The organism is Frateuria terrea, assembly GCF_900115705.1.
Lineage (GTDB): Bacteria > Pseudomonadota > Gammaproteobacteria > Xanthomonadales > Rhodanobacteraceae > Frateuria_A > Frateuria_A terrea.
The window spans coordinates 35,606-49,297 of record NZ_FOXL01000010.1 but is presented as its reverse complement, the minus strand read 5'-3'; the positions used below and the strand labels follow the sequence as shown (position 1 = coordinate 49,297).

The following is a 13,692-nucleotide window of genomic DNA, read 5'->3' as shown; positions in this document are numbered from 1 at the left end:
GGCGGATGTCCCTGATCCAATTGCAGCGCGTCGATTTCAGCATCGGCGGCCCCCTTCTGCTTGCCGATGTCGACCTGTCGATCGAGCGCGGCGAACGCGTCTGCGTCGTCGGCCGCAATGGCGAGGGGAAATCCACTCTGATGAAGTTGATCGCCGGTCAATTGCAACCCGACGATGGTGAAGTGAGGGTGCAGAACGGCGTCATCGTGGCGCGGATGGCGCAGGAAGTGCCGCAGTCGACCGCCGGCTCGGTGTTCGATGTGGTGTCCGAAGGGCTGGGCGACCTGGGGCGGCTGCTGGGGCGCTACCACCATTTGCTGGCCGCCGGCCTGCACTCGGACGACTCGTTCGCAGTGCTGGGCGAGGTGCAGCACGAGATCGAGACACGGCAGGGCTGGGACCTTGACCGCCGGGTGAACGAGGTGCTGGTGCGCCTGGAGTTGCCCGGCGAAACCGATTTCGCCGCGCTGTCCGGCGGCATGAAGCGCCGCGTGCTGCTGGCGCAGGCGCTGGTGCAGAAGCCGGACGTGCTGTTGCTGGACGAACCGACCAATCATCTGGACATCGAGGCGATCGGCTGGCTCGAGGGGTTCCTGAAGTCCTTCGACGGCTCGATCGTGTTCGTCACCCACGACCGCAGCTTCCTGCGCGCGCTGGCCACCCGCATCGTCGAGATCGACCGCGGCGCGCTCACCGACTGGCCCGGCGACTACGACAACTACCTGCGCCGGCGCGAGGAGCGTCTGCACGCCGAGGCCCAGGCCAACGCGCTGTTCGACAAGAAGCTGGCGCAGGAGGAAGTGTGGATCCGCCAGGGCATCAAGGCCCGGCGAACCCGCAACGAAGGCCGCGTGCGCGCGTTGAAGGCGCTGCGCCGCGAGCGTGCCGAACGGCGCGAGCTGGTCGGCAACGCGAAGATGACACTGGCCAGCGCGCAGGCGTCGGGCAAGAAGGTGATCGAGCTCGACCATGTGCACCAGGCCTATGGCGGGCGTGTGCTGATCGACGATTTCTCCACCACCGTCATGCGCGGCGACCGCATCGGCATCATCGGCCCCAACGGCGCAGGCAAGAGCACGCTGCTGAAGATCATGCTCGGCGAACTCATCCCCGAGCGCGGCACGGTGGAGCTCGGCACCGGCATCCAGATTGCGTATTTCGATCAGCATCGGGTGCAGCTGGACGAGCGGCTCAACGCACTGGACAACGTGGCGCAGGGCCGCGAGTACATCGAGCTCGGCGGGCAGCGCAAGCACGTGATCGGCTACCTGCAGGATTTCCTGTTCTCGCCCGAGCGGGCGCGCGCCCCGATCACCCGGCTCTCCGGCGGCGAACGCAACCGCCTGCTGCTGGCCAAGCTTTTCGCACAGCCGTCAAATCTGCTGGTCATGGACGAACCGACCAACGACCTGGACGTCGAGACGCTGGAGCTGCTCGAGGAGTTGCTGACCGACTACACGGGCACTCTGCTGCTGGTCTCGCATGACCGCGCCTTCCTCGACAACGTGGTGACCAGCACGCTGGTGCTGGAGGGCGATGGCCAGATCGGCGAATACGTCGGCGGCTACAGCGACTGGCTGCGCCAGCGGCCCGCCACGCCGGTGCCTGCCGCGGCGAAGAGCCCATCCGCGCCGGTCGCGGCTCCAGCTCCGGCGCCCGCGCCCGCAGCTGCCCCGGCCAAGCGCAAGCTGAGCTTTAAGGACCAGCGCGAGCTGGAGCAGCTGCCGCTGCGCATCGAGCAACTCGAAACGCAGATCGGCGAGCGCAGCGCGGCCATGAACGAGCCTTCCTTCTTTCAGCAGGATGGCGCGGCCATCGTGCAGGCCAATGAAGCGCTCGCCCGGTTGCAGTCCGAACTCGACAGCGCCTACTCGCGCTGGAGCGAACTGGAGGGCTGAGCCTCCAGCCTTTGCTCCCTCTTTCCAGAGGGGGGTCAAACTGAGCCTTGCACTCCCACGCCTTTGCTCCCTCTCCACCCCGGGGAGAGGGCTGGAGTGAGGGGCCGCTCTTGCGAAAGATCCCACCCGCAGGCCTGCGTGTGCGTTTCGTAGAGCGCAAAGCTCGACTTCCCCGCGAGCCCCCGGCGCCTCACCCAACGCTCCCCCGAAGGGGAGAGGACGCAGAAGCCCGGTTTCAGCCGATTTTCAGCCCAGCGGCAGCCACAGGCACGCCAGCGCGCCTGGCTGGCCATCGCTGCGCACCGTCAATGCAACCCCGCCGTCGTGCGCCTCGGCAATCTGCCGTGCCAGTGCCAGGCCGATGCCGGAACCACCCGGCTTGGTGGTGAAAAACGGGACGAACAGATTGTCGCTGGCGCAGGCTCAACCGGTGTTCTGCAAGCCTTGCGAAACACCGTTGACGCAGGCGACCAGCGCGCGCAGCAGCGCCTCGTCCTGGCTGCCGCCGGCGCGCCAGCGCTCGAGCAGGTCGACGGTCAACAGGCTCATGGGATCGACGTAGGGATTGCGCAGGCGGATCGAGACCGCCAGGCGCGGGTTGTCGGCCAGCAACGTGTCGTCGCCCTTGAGCTTGAGCAGCCAGCGGCGGGTGCGCTCGAATTCCTCGCCGATCGACGCGAAGAACGGCGCGTGCAGGTCGCCGGCCAGGCGCGAGAAGGCCTCGGCGATGTCCAGGTCGCATTTGGCCAGCACCATCGCCACGTCGTCCAGCGCATTGGCGAGGAACGGCCAGTCGCGCGCCATCTCGATGAGCCCCGGTTCACCGAAGTCGGCGGCGCCCTGCTCCAGCGCGCTGCCCAGCCCGTACCAGCCGGTGATGATCGAGCGGCACTGGGTCCAGGCGAATACCCAGGGAATCGCGCGCAGGTCCTGCACGCCGCGCATGCTGCGGCGGCTGGCCGGGCGCGAGCCGAGGGTCATGCGCTCGACCACGTCGATCGGCGTGGCACTGCGGAAATAATCGACGAAGCCCTCGCGATCGACCAGTGCGCGGTAGTGCCGGCGGCTGTACGCGGCGAGCACCTCCATGCGCTCACGCCAGGCTGCTTCGCGCGGTTCCTCCTCGCGCGGGCGCAGCGACGCGCGCAGCACGGCGCTTGCCGTTTGCTCGAGATTGCGCAAGGCCAGTGCGCGGATGCCGTACTTGCGGTGGATCACCTCACCCTGCTCGGTCACGCGCAGCACGCCGGCGACCGAGCCGCGCGGCGAGGACATCAGCGCCGGCGCCATGCGGCCGCCGCCGCGGCTGGCAGAGCCGCCGCGGCCGTGGAAGAAGACCAGGCGAATGCCGACGTCCTTCGCCACCTCCAGCAGTTCGACCTGGGCGCGTTGCAGCGCCCAGCGCGAGGCCAGCGTGCCGCCGTCCTTGCCGCTGTCGGAGTAGCCGAGCATCACCCACTGGCGGTCGCCGCGCGATTGCAGGTGCGCCCGGTAGACCGGGTCGCCGAGCAGCGCCTGCAACGTGGCTGGCGCATGGACAAGATCGTCGATGGTTTCGAACAACGGCGCGATGTCGAGCGGTACCGAGCTGCCAGTTTCGTCGCCCGGCGAAACACGGGATGACGCGACGGGCGCCACCAGGCCGCCATAGCGTGCCAGGGCCAGCACGGCGAGCACGTCAGCCGCCGAGCGGGCCATGCTGATGACATAGAGCCCGATCGCGTCGTTGCCGTAGCGCCGGCGCGCATCGCCCAGGGTGACGAACACGTCGTAGAGGCCGGTCACCACTTCGGCGTGGCCGATCGCGAAGCGCGCCTGGCCCGCCGCATAGGCGGACAGCTGCCGTGCGCGCTCCTCCGCCGGCTGGTCGGGCCATGCGTCGTCGCCCAGCAGCGCGGCCAGCGCATCGTCATGCACGCGCGAGTCCTGCCGCACGTCCAGCCGCGCCAGGTGGAAACCGAAAGTGCGCACGCGCCAGATCAGCCGGCGCACGGCATAGGCACCGGCATGCAGGCCGCGGTGGGCGAGCAGGCTGCGGTCGATCAGCTGCAGGTCGTCGAGCAGTTCCGCAGGCGAGGCATAGCCTTCGGCGTGATCGTTCTCCCCGGTCGCCTCCAGCCGCGCGCCGATCAGGGTGAGCAGGCAGCGGTAGGGCATGTCGGCATGGCGCGGCCGGATGCGCGCGGCGGCCTGCGGGAAACGTTCGCGGTAATCGGCCAGGCGCGCGGCGAGCTGCGCATCGACCGCCACCCGCCCCTCGGTCTGGCTGAGCAGCCGCGCCAGCCCGGCCACGTCGGAGACGTAGTGCTCCAGCACGTGCGCGCGCTGGGTGGCCAGACTGGCGGCGATGGTGTCCGCGCCAACGTTGGGATTGCCGTCCATGTCGCCGCCGACCCAGCTGGCGAAGCCGAGCAGGCGCGGCAACGGCGTGGCTACGCCATAGACCGACTGCAGTGCGTCGGCGAGCGACTCGTACAGTGCCGGCACGATGCGGTAGATCGGATTGGCCAGGTAGAAGCCGACGTGGTGGTGCTCGTCCTGCACGGTCGGCCGCACCGGCGAGGCCTCGGCGGTCTGCCAACCGGTGGAGAGCGCCATGTAGATGCGGTCCTCGTCCTCGGCCCGCTCCTGCGGCGTGCGGCCCGGGTCGAAGCCGTCGACCAGCGCGCGCACGATCGCCTGCTCCTTCTCCAGCAGCGAGCGGCGCACCGCCTCGGTGGGATGGGCGGTGAACACCGGCTCGATCCACAGCCGCGCGAGCCAGCCCAGCAGTTCGTCCGCGCCGACGCCCTCGGCCTTGAGCCGGCCCAGCACGTCCAGCAGCGATTCGGGCTGCGGCGCGCGGCCTTCGCGCTGGTAGTCGCGGCGGCGGCGGATGCGGTGCACGCGCTCAGCGGTGTTCACCGCCTGGAAGTAGGTGGCGAAGGCGCGCGCCAGCGCCTCGGCCTCGTCGGTTTGCAGATCGTCCAGCGCGCCGGACAGCGCGGCCACGGGTTCGCCTTCGCGGCGACGCCGAATGGCGGCCTGGCGTACCGCTTCGACGCGCTCGAAGAAAGCCTCGCCGCCCTGCTCGGCCAGCATCAGCCCGACCAGCCGGCCGAGCCTGCCGACGTCCTCGCGCAGGGGACCGTCGTGCGGCAGGTAGTCGACGTCGCGGCTGGCTTCCATGGGGATCCTCCGGTGGGCGTCCGTGAAGACTACCGCAGGATGATGCAGTGCAACACGATGAACGGCGCGAGAGGGTTTCGTGCACGGTCGCGCGCGCCTGCCGCCGCGCCTGCATGGGGCCGGTGGCACGTTATAATGCCTCCCTTTCGTGCCCACCGAGGGGCGCTGCGACCGTCGTGCGACGGCCAGGCTCGGCGGACATGTGCAGCAACGGCGCTCACCCATGCGGACCTTCGCCCGCACCGGCGCAGGTTCCCCAAAGAACCGGAGACAAGCATGAACGCCGCCATCCAGGCCCACCCGAACCACGACTACAAGATCCGCGACATCTCCCTGGCCGACTTCGGCCGCAAGGAGCTGGACATCGCCGAGCACGAGATGCCCGGCCTGATGTCGATCCGCCGCAAGTACGCCCCGCAGGCCCCGCTCAAGGGCGTGCGCGTGACCGGCTCGCTGCACATGACGATCCAGACCGCGGTGCTGATCGAGACGCTCAAGGACATCGGCGCCGACGTGCGCTGGGCCTCCTGCAACATCTTCTCCACGCAGGACCATGCCGCCGCGGCGATCGCCGCCACCGGCACGCCGGTGTTCGCCTGGAAGGGCGAGACGCTGGAGGAGTACTGGGACTGCACGCTCGACGCGCTGTCCTTCCCCGACGGCAAGGGCGGCTTCCTGGGTCCGCAGCTGGTGGTGGACGACGGCGGCGACGTCACGCTGCTGATCCACAAGGGCTACGAACTCGAAAACGGCAGCGACTGGGTCAACACGCCCTCGGGCAGCCACGAGGAGCAGGTCATCAAGAACCTGCTCAAGCGCGTGCACAAGGAGCGCCCGGGCTACTGGCACACCGTGGTCAAGGACTTCAAGGGCGTCTCCGAGGAGACCACGACCGGCGTGCACCGCCTCTACCAGCTGGCGCAGGAAGGCAAGCTGCTGGTCCCGGCGATCAACGTCAACGACTCGGTCACCAAGAGCAAGTTCGACAACCTGTACGGCTGCCGCGAGTCGCTGGCCGATGGCTTGAAGCGTGCGATGGACGTGATGCTCGCCGGCAAGGTCGCGGTGGTGTGCGGCTATGGCGACGTGGGCAAGGGCTGCGCGCATTCGCTTCGCGCCTATGGCGCGCGCGTGGTGGTCACCGAGATCGATCCGATCAACGCCCTGCAGGCGGCGATGGAAGGCTTCGAGGTCAACACGGTCGAGTCGACCCTCGGCCGTGGCGACATCTACGTCACCACCACCGGCAACAAGGACGTGATCCGCTTGGAGCACATGCAGGCGATGAAGGACCAGGCGATCGTCTGCAACATCGGCCACTTCGACAACGAGATCCAGGTCGATGCACTGAACGCCTCGGGTGCCGCGCGCACCAACATCAAGCCGCAGGTGGACAAGTACACCTTCAAGGATGGCCGTTCCATGTTCCTGCTGGCCGAAGGCCGCCTGGTGAACCTCGGTTGCGCCACCGGCCATCCGAGCTTCGTGATGTCCAACTCGTTCTCCAACCAGACCCTGGCGCAGATCGACCTGTGGGCGAACAAGGACACCTACGAGCCCAAGGTCTACATCCTGCCCAAGAAGCTGGACGAGGAGGTCGCGCGGCTGCACCTGGAGAAGATCGGTGTGAAGCTGACCACGCTGACCGCCGAGCAGTCGGCCTATCTGGGCGTGCCGGTGGAAGGTCCGTACAAGGCCGAGCATTACCGCTACTGAGCGATCCGCTTTCGCGAAATGGGGCCGCAGCGATGCGGCCCTTTTTTTCGGCTCAACTTCCGGCAAGCCCCGCCCCGCACCCCCACCCTCTCCCGGAGGGGAGAGGGAGCCTGTCGATGGCGCACCGAGCACCCGGCGGCCGGCCGCGTTGATCCCTCTCCCGCGGGGGGGAGGATTGGGTGAGGGCTGCTCTGGCGACGAAGCCGCCGGTCCATCTATCGCTTCATCGCGATGAACGTATAAGATGCGCGGCACGCACCACAGGGACTCCGCCCGATGCCGGCCATCAGCTTCGAATTCTTCCCGCCCAAGACCGACGAACAGCGCGCGCAGCTCGACCGCGCCGCGCAGGTGCTGAAGGCATACGCGCCGGACTATGTCTCGGTCACCTTCGGCGCGGGCGGTTCCACGCTGAGCTACACCGGCGACACGGTGGCGCGGCTGCATGGCGAACACGGCCTTTCGGTGGCGCCGCACCTGTCGTGCATGGGCGGCACGCGTGCGGAGATCGCCGCGCTGCTGGAAGGCTATCGCGCGGCCGGCTACCGCCGCATCGTGGCGCTGCGCGGCGACCTGCCCTCGGGCATGGCATCGCCGGGCGACTTCCGCTATGCGGCCGAGCTGGTGGCCTTCATCCGCGAGCACTCGGGCGAGCATTTCCGCATCGAGGTGGCGGCCTATCCCGAGACCCATCCGCAGGCCGAGGATGCGCTGCGCGACCTCGCCCACTTCAAGGCCAAGGTCGATGCGGGCGCCGACGGCGCGATCACACAGTACTTTTTCAACCCGGATGCGTATTTCCGCTTCATCGACGACGTGCGCCGGCTGGGCGTCGCCGTGCCGATCGTGCCGGGCATCATGCCGATCACCAACTTCAGCCAGCTCAAGCGCTTCTCCGATGCCTGCGGCGCCGAGATTCCACGCTGGATCGCCAAGCGCATGCAGGCCCACGGCGACGATGCCGAGTCGATCCGCGCACTCGGTGCCGAGGTGGTGGCGCAGCTGTGCCGGCGTCTGCTCGAGGGCGGCGCGCCGGGGCTGCACTTCTACACGCTGAACCGAGCCAGGGCTACGCAAGCGGTGCTTGCGCAACTGCACTGAAGCATGCTCGCCGGGCGGCTATGCTCGGCCGATGTCGACGCTGCGCCTCGCCGCCCTGCTGCTGTTGGTCCTGATCGCCGTGCCCGCACGGGCGCAGACGCCCATTTACCACTGCATTGCTGCCGATGGCCACCCGGTGTTCACCGACCAGCCGTGCGCCAACCTGCAGGCGACGCCTGCACCGCCCTCGTCAGGCACCGATGCCGCGCCCTCGCTACGCCCGCCGGCCACTACCTGCGCGGCGGACGCGGAGGAGTTGCGCGCGGCGGTGGTCGACGCCTTTGCCAATCGCGATCCCAATCGCCTGGCCGGCCTGATCCTCTGGGCCGGCTACGGCGAGCACGCCGCGGTGGCGGACATCCGCTCACTGGCCGCGTTGATGCAACGGCCACTGGTCGGCATCGAGCTGCCGGACGATGGCAGTTCGCAACTGGTCGTCCATACGGCGGTGGACCCTGGCGAGGGCAGCGGCGACACGCGGTTCGCTATCGAGCCGCATGCCGGTTGCCTGTGGCTGCGCCGGCCGTAGGCACGCGCGGGGGATGGCGCCCGGCGCTATCATGAGCGGTCCCCTGCAAGGAGAATCGTGATGGCGCAGCAATACCCCGAGTGGATCTGGCAGAACGGCGCGATCAAGCCGTGGCGCGAAGCCACCACCCACGTGATGTCGCATGCGCTGCATTACGGCTCTTCCGTGTTCGAAGGCATCCGCAGCTACGCCACGCCCGACGGTGCGGCGATCTTCCGCCTGACCGACCATCTCAAGCGCCTGTACCAGTCGGCCAGGATCTATGACATGGTGCTGCCCTGCTCGCAGGATGAGCTGGGCACGGCCTGCCGCGAGGTGATCAAGAAGAACGGCCTGACCGCGGCCTACCTGCGCCCGGTGGCCTATCGCGGCCTGGGCGGTTTCGGCCTCTCGGCGGAAACACCGATCGACGTCGCCGTGGCGGCCTGGCCGATGGGCCCGTACCTCGGGCCGGAGGCGCTGGAACAGGGCATCACCGCCTGCGTGTCGAGCTGGCAGCGCTTCGCGCCCAACACCATCCCGGCCGGCGCCAAGGCCGGCGGCAACTATCTTTCCGGCCAGCTGATCGCGCGCGAGGCGCGCCGGCTCGGTTTCGGCGAGGGTATCGCGCTGGCCAATACAGGCCTGCTCAGCGAGGGCGCGGGCGAGAACCTGTTCCTGGTCTTCGACGGCGTGCTGCATACCACGCCGGCCAGCGCATCGATTCTTACGGGTATTACGCGCGATACGTTGAAGACGCTGGCGCGCGAGGATGGCATCGAGGTAATCGAGCGCGACCTGCCGCGTGAGTACCTGTATCTGGCCGACGAGGTGCTGATGTGCGGTACCGCGGCCGAGGTCACGCCGATCCGCTCGATCGACGGCAAGCAGGTCGGCAACGGCAGCGCCGGGCGTGTGACGCGGCGGCTGCAGGAGTTGTACTTCGGCTTGTTCGACGGGCGTACCAACGACCAATGGGGCTGGCTGGAGCCTGTCTGAGCGGAGTGCGGCGTCGCCGGGCTTTGGCTCACCGGAGCGAAAAGGCCGCCCAACCGGGCGGCCTTTTGTTTTGGGTCACGAGCTTTTCCGCGAGCCCCGGCCCCTCACCCGACCCTCTCCCCGGAGGGGAGAAGGAGCGGGCCTCCGCCAGCTGACGATCAGGCGGGTTCGAACACCAGGCTGGCGATGGCGCCATTGGCACCGCTGCGCGGGCGCATCGATACCTGCCAGCCGTACAGGTCGCACAGCCGGCGCACGATGGCCAGCCCCAGCCCGGCGCCGCTGCCGCCGGCGCCCTCGCCACGCACGCCGCGCTGGAACAGCCGCTCGGCGTCCTCCGGCTTGATCCCGGGGCCGGTGTCGATCACCTCGATGCGGCCGCTGCCGATCTCCACCCGCACCATGCCTTCGAGCGTGTACTTGATCGCGTTGCCGATCAGGTTGGTGAGCGCGACCGACAGCACCGACGCCGGCGCGTTCACACTCACCGCCTCGTTCACCGTCAGCTCGATGTCCAGCGGCTTGTCGCGCATCTGCGGTCGCTGGCTCTCGATCACGTCGGCGGCCACCTTGGCCACTTCGGTGGTTTCGCCGCGCGTGGGCCCGCGCCGCTCGGCGCGCGAGAGCAGCAGCAACGCCTCGATCAGCTCGGTGGCCTGGCGCGAAGAGCGCTCGATGCGCTTGAGCCGCTCGCGCAGCTTGTCGGTGAGGTCCGGCGAACCTTGCAGCAGTTCGGTGGTGCTGGCGATCACCGCCAGCGGCGTGCGCAACTCGTGGCTGACGTCGGAGTTGAATTCGCGGTCCCGCTCGACCATCGCGGTCAGCCGCGCGGCGTATTCGTCCAGCGCCAGCGCCAACTCGCCCACCTCGTCGTCGGCAAAGTGGGGGGCCAGCGGCTCGGCCTTGCCGGCCTTGCGGAAGTCGCGCAGCCGAGCGGCCAGTTCGCTGACCGGCTTCAACACCTTGCGCGAGAGCCACAGGCCCAGTACCAGCGAAAGCAACCCGAACAGGAACACCGCGCCGATCACGCTGATCAGCAGCTGCTGCTTGCCCAGTTCCTCGCGCGTGACGTCGTAGCGGACGAAGCTGATGATGCCCTTTTCGCGGTACACGGCCAGCTTGTAGTGATGCCGCTTGCCGTCTTCGCCCTGCTCGATGATGTCGTGCACGCCGTTGTCGTTGGCCAGGTTCTGCCACGACAACGGCAGCTTGTAGAGCGTGCGGTCGCTCTTGGTCGTGCCGGTCAGCAGGCGCGAACCGGGACCGGGCGCGTCCGGATGCTCCTGGGCGAAGTGGTTGGCGTACTTCGCATCGTCCATCAGGCTGGAGTTGACCAATTGGTCCTCCACCCGCGAACGGATGTTCAGCGCCGCAAACGCAAACAACGCGCTGAGGCCGAAGCCGAACAGCGCGAAGGAGACGATCAGGCGGAACCGCAGCTTACGCCTGGACAGCATCCGGCTCGACCATGCGGTAACCGATGCCGTGGCGGGTGTGGATCAGCGGCTTGTCGAACGGCTTGTCGATCGCCGCGCGCAGGCCGTGGATGTGCACGCGCAGGGAATCGCTGTCGGGCAGTTCCTCGCCCCATACGCGCTGCTCCAGGTCCTGCCGGGTGACCACCGAGGGGCTGGCCTCCATCAGCGCCTGCAGCAGCTTCAGGCCGATCGGGTTCAGCTGGATCGACTTGCCGTCGCGGCTGACGGTGAGCGTGTCCAGGTTGTAGGTGAGGTCGGCCACCTTGAGCACGCGGCTCTGCGGACCCTTGCCACGGCGCGCCAGCACTTCCAGGCGCGCGGCCAGTTCCTGCAGCGCGAACGGCTTGGTCATGTAGTCGTCGGCGCCGGACTCGAAACCGGTGAGCTTCTGCTCCAGCGCGTCGCGCGCGGTCAGCATCAGCACCGGAGTCTGCTTGTGCGCCTCGTGGCGCAGCTTGCGCGCCACGTCCAGGCCGTCCATGCCCGGCAGGGTGAGATCCAGCACGATCACGTCGAAATCGTGCACCACCGCCAGGTGCAGGCCGGTCACGCCATCGCCGGCGAAGTCGACCACGTGGCCGCGGTCCTCGAGGTAATCGCCGATGTTGGTCGCGATATCGCTGTTGTCTTCGATCACAAGGACACGCATGCGCCACTCCAAAGGCCACTGGCCCGCTTAAGGAAGCAAGCTTAACAAGCTTGCCGTACGGGCGGCCGGCTGCTGCGGCCAATAAAAAGGCCCAGATGCCCGACTCGCGTCGCTGCACCTGGGCCCAAGCTTACTGCCCCGATACCGAATCTGCCGGTTCCGGACCCAAGGCCGGCGCCAGCACATTGCAGTGGAGTCTTTATAGGGCCCGTCCGGTTACGGTGCAGTTAATCCCGGCTCACGCGCCTGTTAACCGACAGGCCCGGCGCGCCCGTTCTAGTGCCGCGGGCGTGAAGAAAAGCTCAGGCGCCCGCCTGCTCCTCCAGGTGCCGGATGATATGGCCGGAAACATCCACGCCGGTGGCCGTCTCGATGCCCTCCAGGCCCGGCGAGGCGTTCACTTCCAGGAGCAGCGGGCCGCGCCTGGAGCGCAGCAGGTCCACGCCGGCGATCCCCAGGCCAAGCGCGCCGGCGGCCCTGATCGCGATGCGCTTTTCCTCCGTACTGAGGGTCGCCTTCACCGCGCTGCCGCCGCGGTGCAGGTTGGCACGGAAGTCCCCGGGGCTGGCTTCGCGCTGCATGGCGGCGATCACCTTCTTGCCGACCACGAAGCAGCGCAGGTCACTGCCGTTGGCCTCGGCGATGAACTCCTGCACCAGGAAGTTGGCGTACAGCCCGCGGAAGGCCTCGATCACGCTCTGCGAGGCGCTGCGCTTCTCGGCCAGCACCACGCCGGTGCCCTGGCTGCCTTCGTTGAGCTTGATGACGTGCGGCGGCTCGCCGAGCATCGCGAGCACGTCGTTGGTGTCGTCCGGGTTGTCGCCGAACACGGTCACCGGCATGTCCAGCCCGTGCGAGGCGAGGATCTGCAGGGCACGCAGCTTGTCGCGCGCGCGCAGCACGGCGTCGGAGGAGTTGGGTGTGTACACGCCCATCATTTCCAGCTGGCGCAATACGGCGGTGCCGTAGAAGGTGGTGGTGGTGCCGATGCGCGGGATCACCGCGTCGATCTCGCGCAACGCCTTGCCCTTGTAGCGGATCGACACGTTGTCCGGGGCAATGCGGACGTAGCAGCGCAGTGGGTCGAGCACGCGCACCACGTGGTTGCGTTCGCGCGCGGCCTCGACCAGGCGACGGGTCGAGTAAAGCCGCGTGTTGCGCGAGAGGATCGCGATCTTCATGGGCACTGGCCGTGGTGGCGTTCGTGGACGAGCCGCAGCGCCGGCTCGGCGAACGCGGGTTGCGGACGTGGCAGGGTGTAGGAAAGCGAGGGATCGACCACGAAGCGCCCGAGCAGCGCGCTGCGGCCCAGCAGCATGGGAAACAGCATGTGCCGGCGATCGGTAAGGCTGATCTCGATGGAGAAGCGCTCGCCGGCCAGCAGCACCTCGCTGCGCACGAACCAGCGCTCGGTGCCGTGCCCGCCGGTGTCGGTGACCATCCGCCGGCCCGACGCGGGCGCTTCGCACCGCACCACGCGGCGCTGGTGCCGGCCGAGGGTAAGCGAAAAGCGCAGCCAGGTGGCGCCGTCGCGCTCGACGGCCTCCAGCGCATCCACGTGCAGCGCGCTCGAGCGCGCACCCGTATCGAGCTTGGCCTTGAGCATGCCGATGCCCAACTGCGGCAGCGCCAGGCGTTCCCGCCAACCAAGGGTGATCAGGTCTGTCATGGGCTGGGCACGGAGTGGAAAGCCCGTCACCTTCCACCGGCCAGGTGGAGCGAACGTGAGGTCAACCGCCGACCAGTTCGAGGTAGGGCGGAAGAGTGGCCACCGTGTTCGCCTCTGTCGGGCATGAATGCTTTCCACGGAACGAGGACGGACATCTGCCAATCGCCCGCTTCCGGCGCAGCCCGAGCGGTCCCCACCCGATGCTCCGATACGGCCGATTGCAGACCGGGAGCGGAATGGAGCGGGTGAAGGGAATCGAACCCTCGTCAGTAGCTTGGGAAGCTACAGCTCTACCATTGAGCTACACCCGCTTGTGGCCACTGATGGTAACCCGGGAAGCGGGAGTTGGGGAACGGGGTTTGCTCGGGCGACGATCCGGTTCATGCCCTGCCCGCACCGGGCATGAACCGCACATGGCGGCCGGCTGAACCGTCGGCCCACCCGGCCGTTGCGCAGTGGGCGGCCGGCCCATAATCGGTCATCGCCTCGTGAGGCTGGCCGTTCTA

The 13,692-nt window shown here is 68.3% G+C and carries 10 protein-coding genes, 1 tRNA gene, 1 pseudogene and 1 riboswitch; of the genes and pseudogenes, 5 read left to right on the top strand and 7 right to left on the bottom strand.

Annotated elements, in window-relative coordinates; genetic code table 11:
* Positions 1-5: 5 nt before the first annotated feature.
* Positions 6-1,898 carry an ATP-binding cassette domain-containing protein gene (locus BMZ38_RS16100; protein WP_091340124.1) on the top strand — a complete coding sequence of 631 codons (1,893 nt, stop codon included), beginning with the start codon at positions 6-8 and terminating at the stop codon, positions 1,896-1,898.
* A gap of 246 nt (positions 1,899-2,144) precedes the next feature.
* Here BMZ38_RS16100 and BMZ38_RS16095 read toward each other — a convergent pair.
* Together BMZ38_RS16095 and ppc are read right to left on the bottom strand one after the other, a co-directional pair.
* Positions 2,145-2,312 (bottom strand): annotated as a pseudogene (locus BMZ38_RS16095) (ATP-binding protein); the annotation flags it as partial.
* A gap of 9 nt (positions 2,313-2,321) precedes the next feature.
* Positions 2,322-5,066: a phosphoenolpyruvate carboxylase gene (ppc, locus tag BMZ38_RS16090; RefSeq protein WP_091340121.1), complete on the bottom strand. Its 2,745-nt coding sequence runs from the start codon at positions 5,064-5,066 to the stop codon at positions 2,322-2,324.
* A 151-nt stretch (positions 5,067-5,217) separates the two neighbouring features.
* Positions 5,218-5,292, top strand: a riboswitch (S-adenosyl-L-homocysteine riboswitch).
* A 50-nt stretch (positions 5,293-5,342) separates the two neighbouring features.
* Between ppc and ahcY the strand changes: the two genes are divergently transcribed.
* From ahcY to BMZ38_RS16070, 4 genes are all read left to right on the top strand, one after another.
* Positions 5,343-6,782 (top strand): adenosylhomocysteinase, encoded by a 1,440-nt coding sequence (gene ahcY / locus BMZ38_RS16085; RefSeq protein ID WP_091340118.1) that lies wholly within the window; start codon positions 5,343-5,345, stop codon positions 6,780-6,782.
* Positions 6,783-7,058: 276 nt separating this feature from the next.
* Entirely contained in the window at positions 7,059-7,883 is an 825-nt protein-coding gene (gene metF, locus BMZ38_RS16080; protein WP_091340115.1) for a methylenetetrahydrofolate reductase [NAD(P)H], read from the top strand.
* A gap of 31 nt (positions 7,884-7,914) precedes the next feature.
* A complete protein-coding gene (locus BMZ38_RS16075; protein WP_091340112.1) occupies positions 7,915-8,412 on the top strand; it encodes a DUF4124 domain-containing protein in 498 nt (165 codons plus the stop codon).
* 60 nt (positions 8,413-8,472) lie between these two features.
* Positions 8,473-9,390 carry a branched-chain amino acid transaminase gene (locus BMZ38_RS16070; protein ID WP_091340109.1) on the top strand — a complete coding sequence of 306 codons (918 nt, stop codon included), beginning with the start codon at positions 8,473-8,475 and terminating at the stop codon, positions 9,388-9,390.
* Positions 9,391-9,548: 158 nt separating this feature from the next.
* Here the strand turns inward: BMZ38_RS16070 and BMZ38_RS16065 are convergent, their stop codons facing one another.
* From BMZ38_RS16065 to BMZ38_RS16045, 5 genes are all read right to left on the bottom strand, one after another.
* Positions 9,549-10,847: a sensor histidine kinase gene (locus BMZ38_RS16065; RefSeq protein WP_091340105.1), complete on the bottom strand. Its 1,299-nt coding sequence runs from the start codon at positions 10,845-10,847 to the stop codon at positions 9,549-9,551.
* Complete coding sequence (locus BMZ38_RS16060; protein ID WP_091340102.1) at positions 10,831-11,517, bottom strand: response regulator transcription factor; 687 nt, start codon at positions 11,515-11,517, stop codon at positions 10,831-10,833. Before BMZ38_RS16060 ends, BMZ38_RS16065 begins: the two co-directional genes overlap by 17 nt.
* Positions 11,518-11,819: 302 nt before the next feature.
* Complete coding sequence (gene rimK / locus BMZ38_RS16055; RefSeq protein ID WP_091340098.1) at positions 11,820-12,698, bottom strand: 30S ribosomal protein S6--L-glutamate ligase; 879 nt, start codon at positions 12,696-12,698, stop codon at positions 11,820-11,822.
* Complete coding sequence (locus BMZ38_RS16050; RefSeq protein ID WP_091340095.1) at positions 12,695-13,186, bottom strand: ATP-dependent zinc protease family protein; 492 nt, start codon at positions 13,184-13,186, stop codon at positions 12,695-12,697. Before BMZ38_RS16050 ends, rimK begins: the two co-directional genes overlap by 4 nt.
* Before the next feature lie 237 nt (positions 13,187-13,423).
* Positions 13,424-13,497: transfer RNA gene (locus BMZ38_RS16045), tRNA-Gly, on the bottom strand.
* Positions 13,498-13,692: the final 195 nt, after the last annotated feature.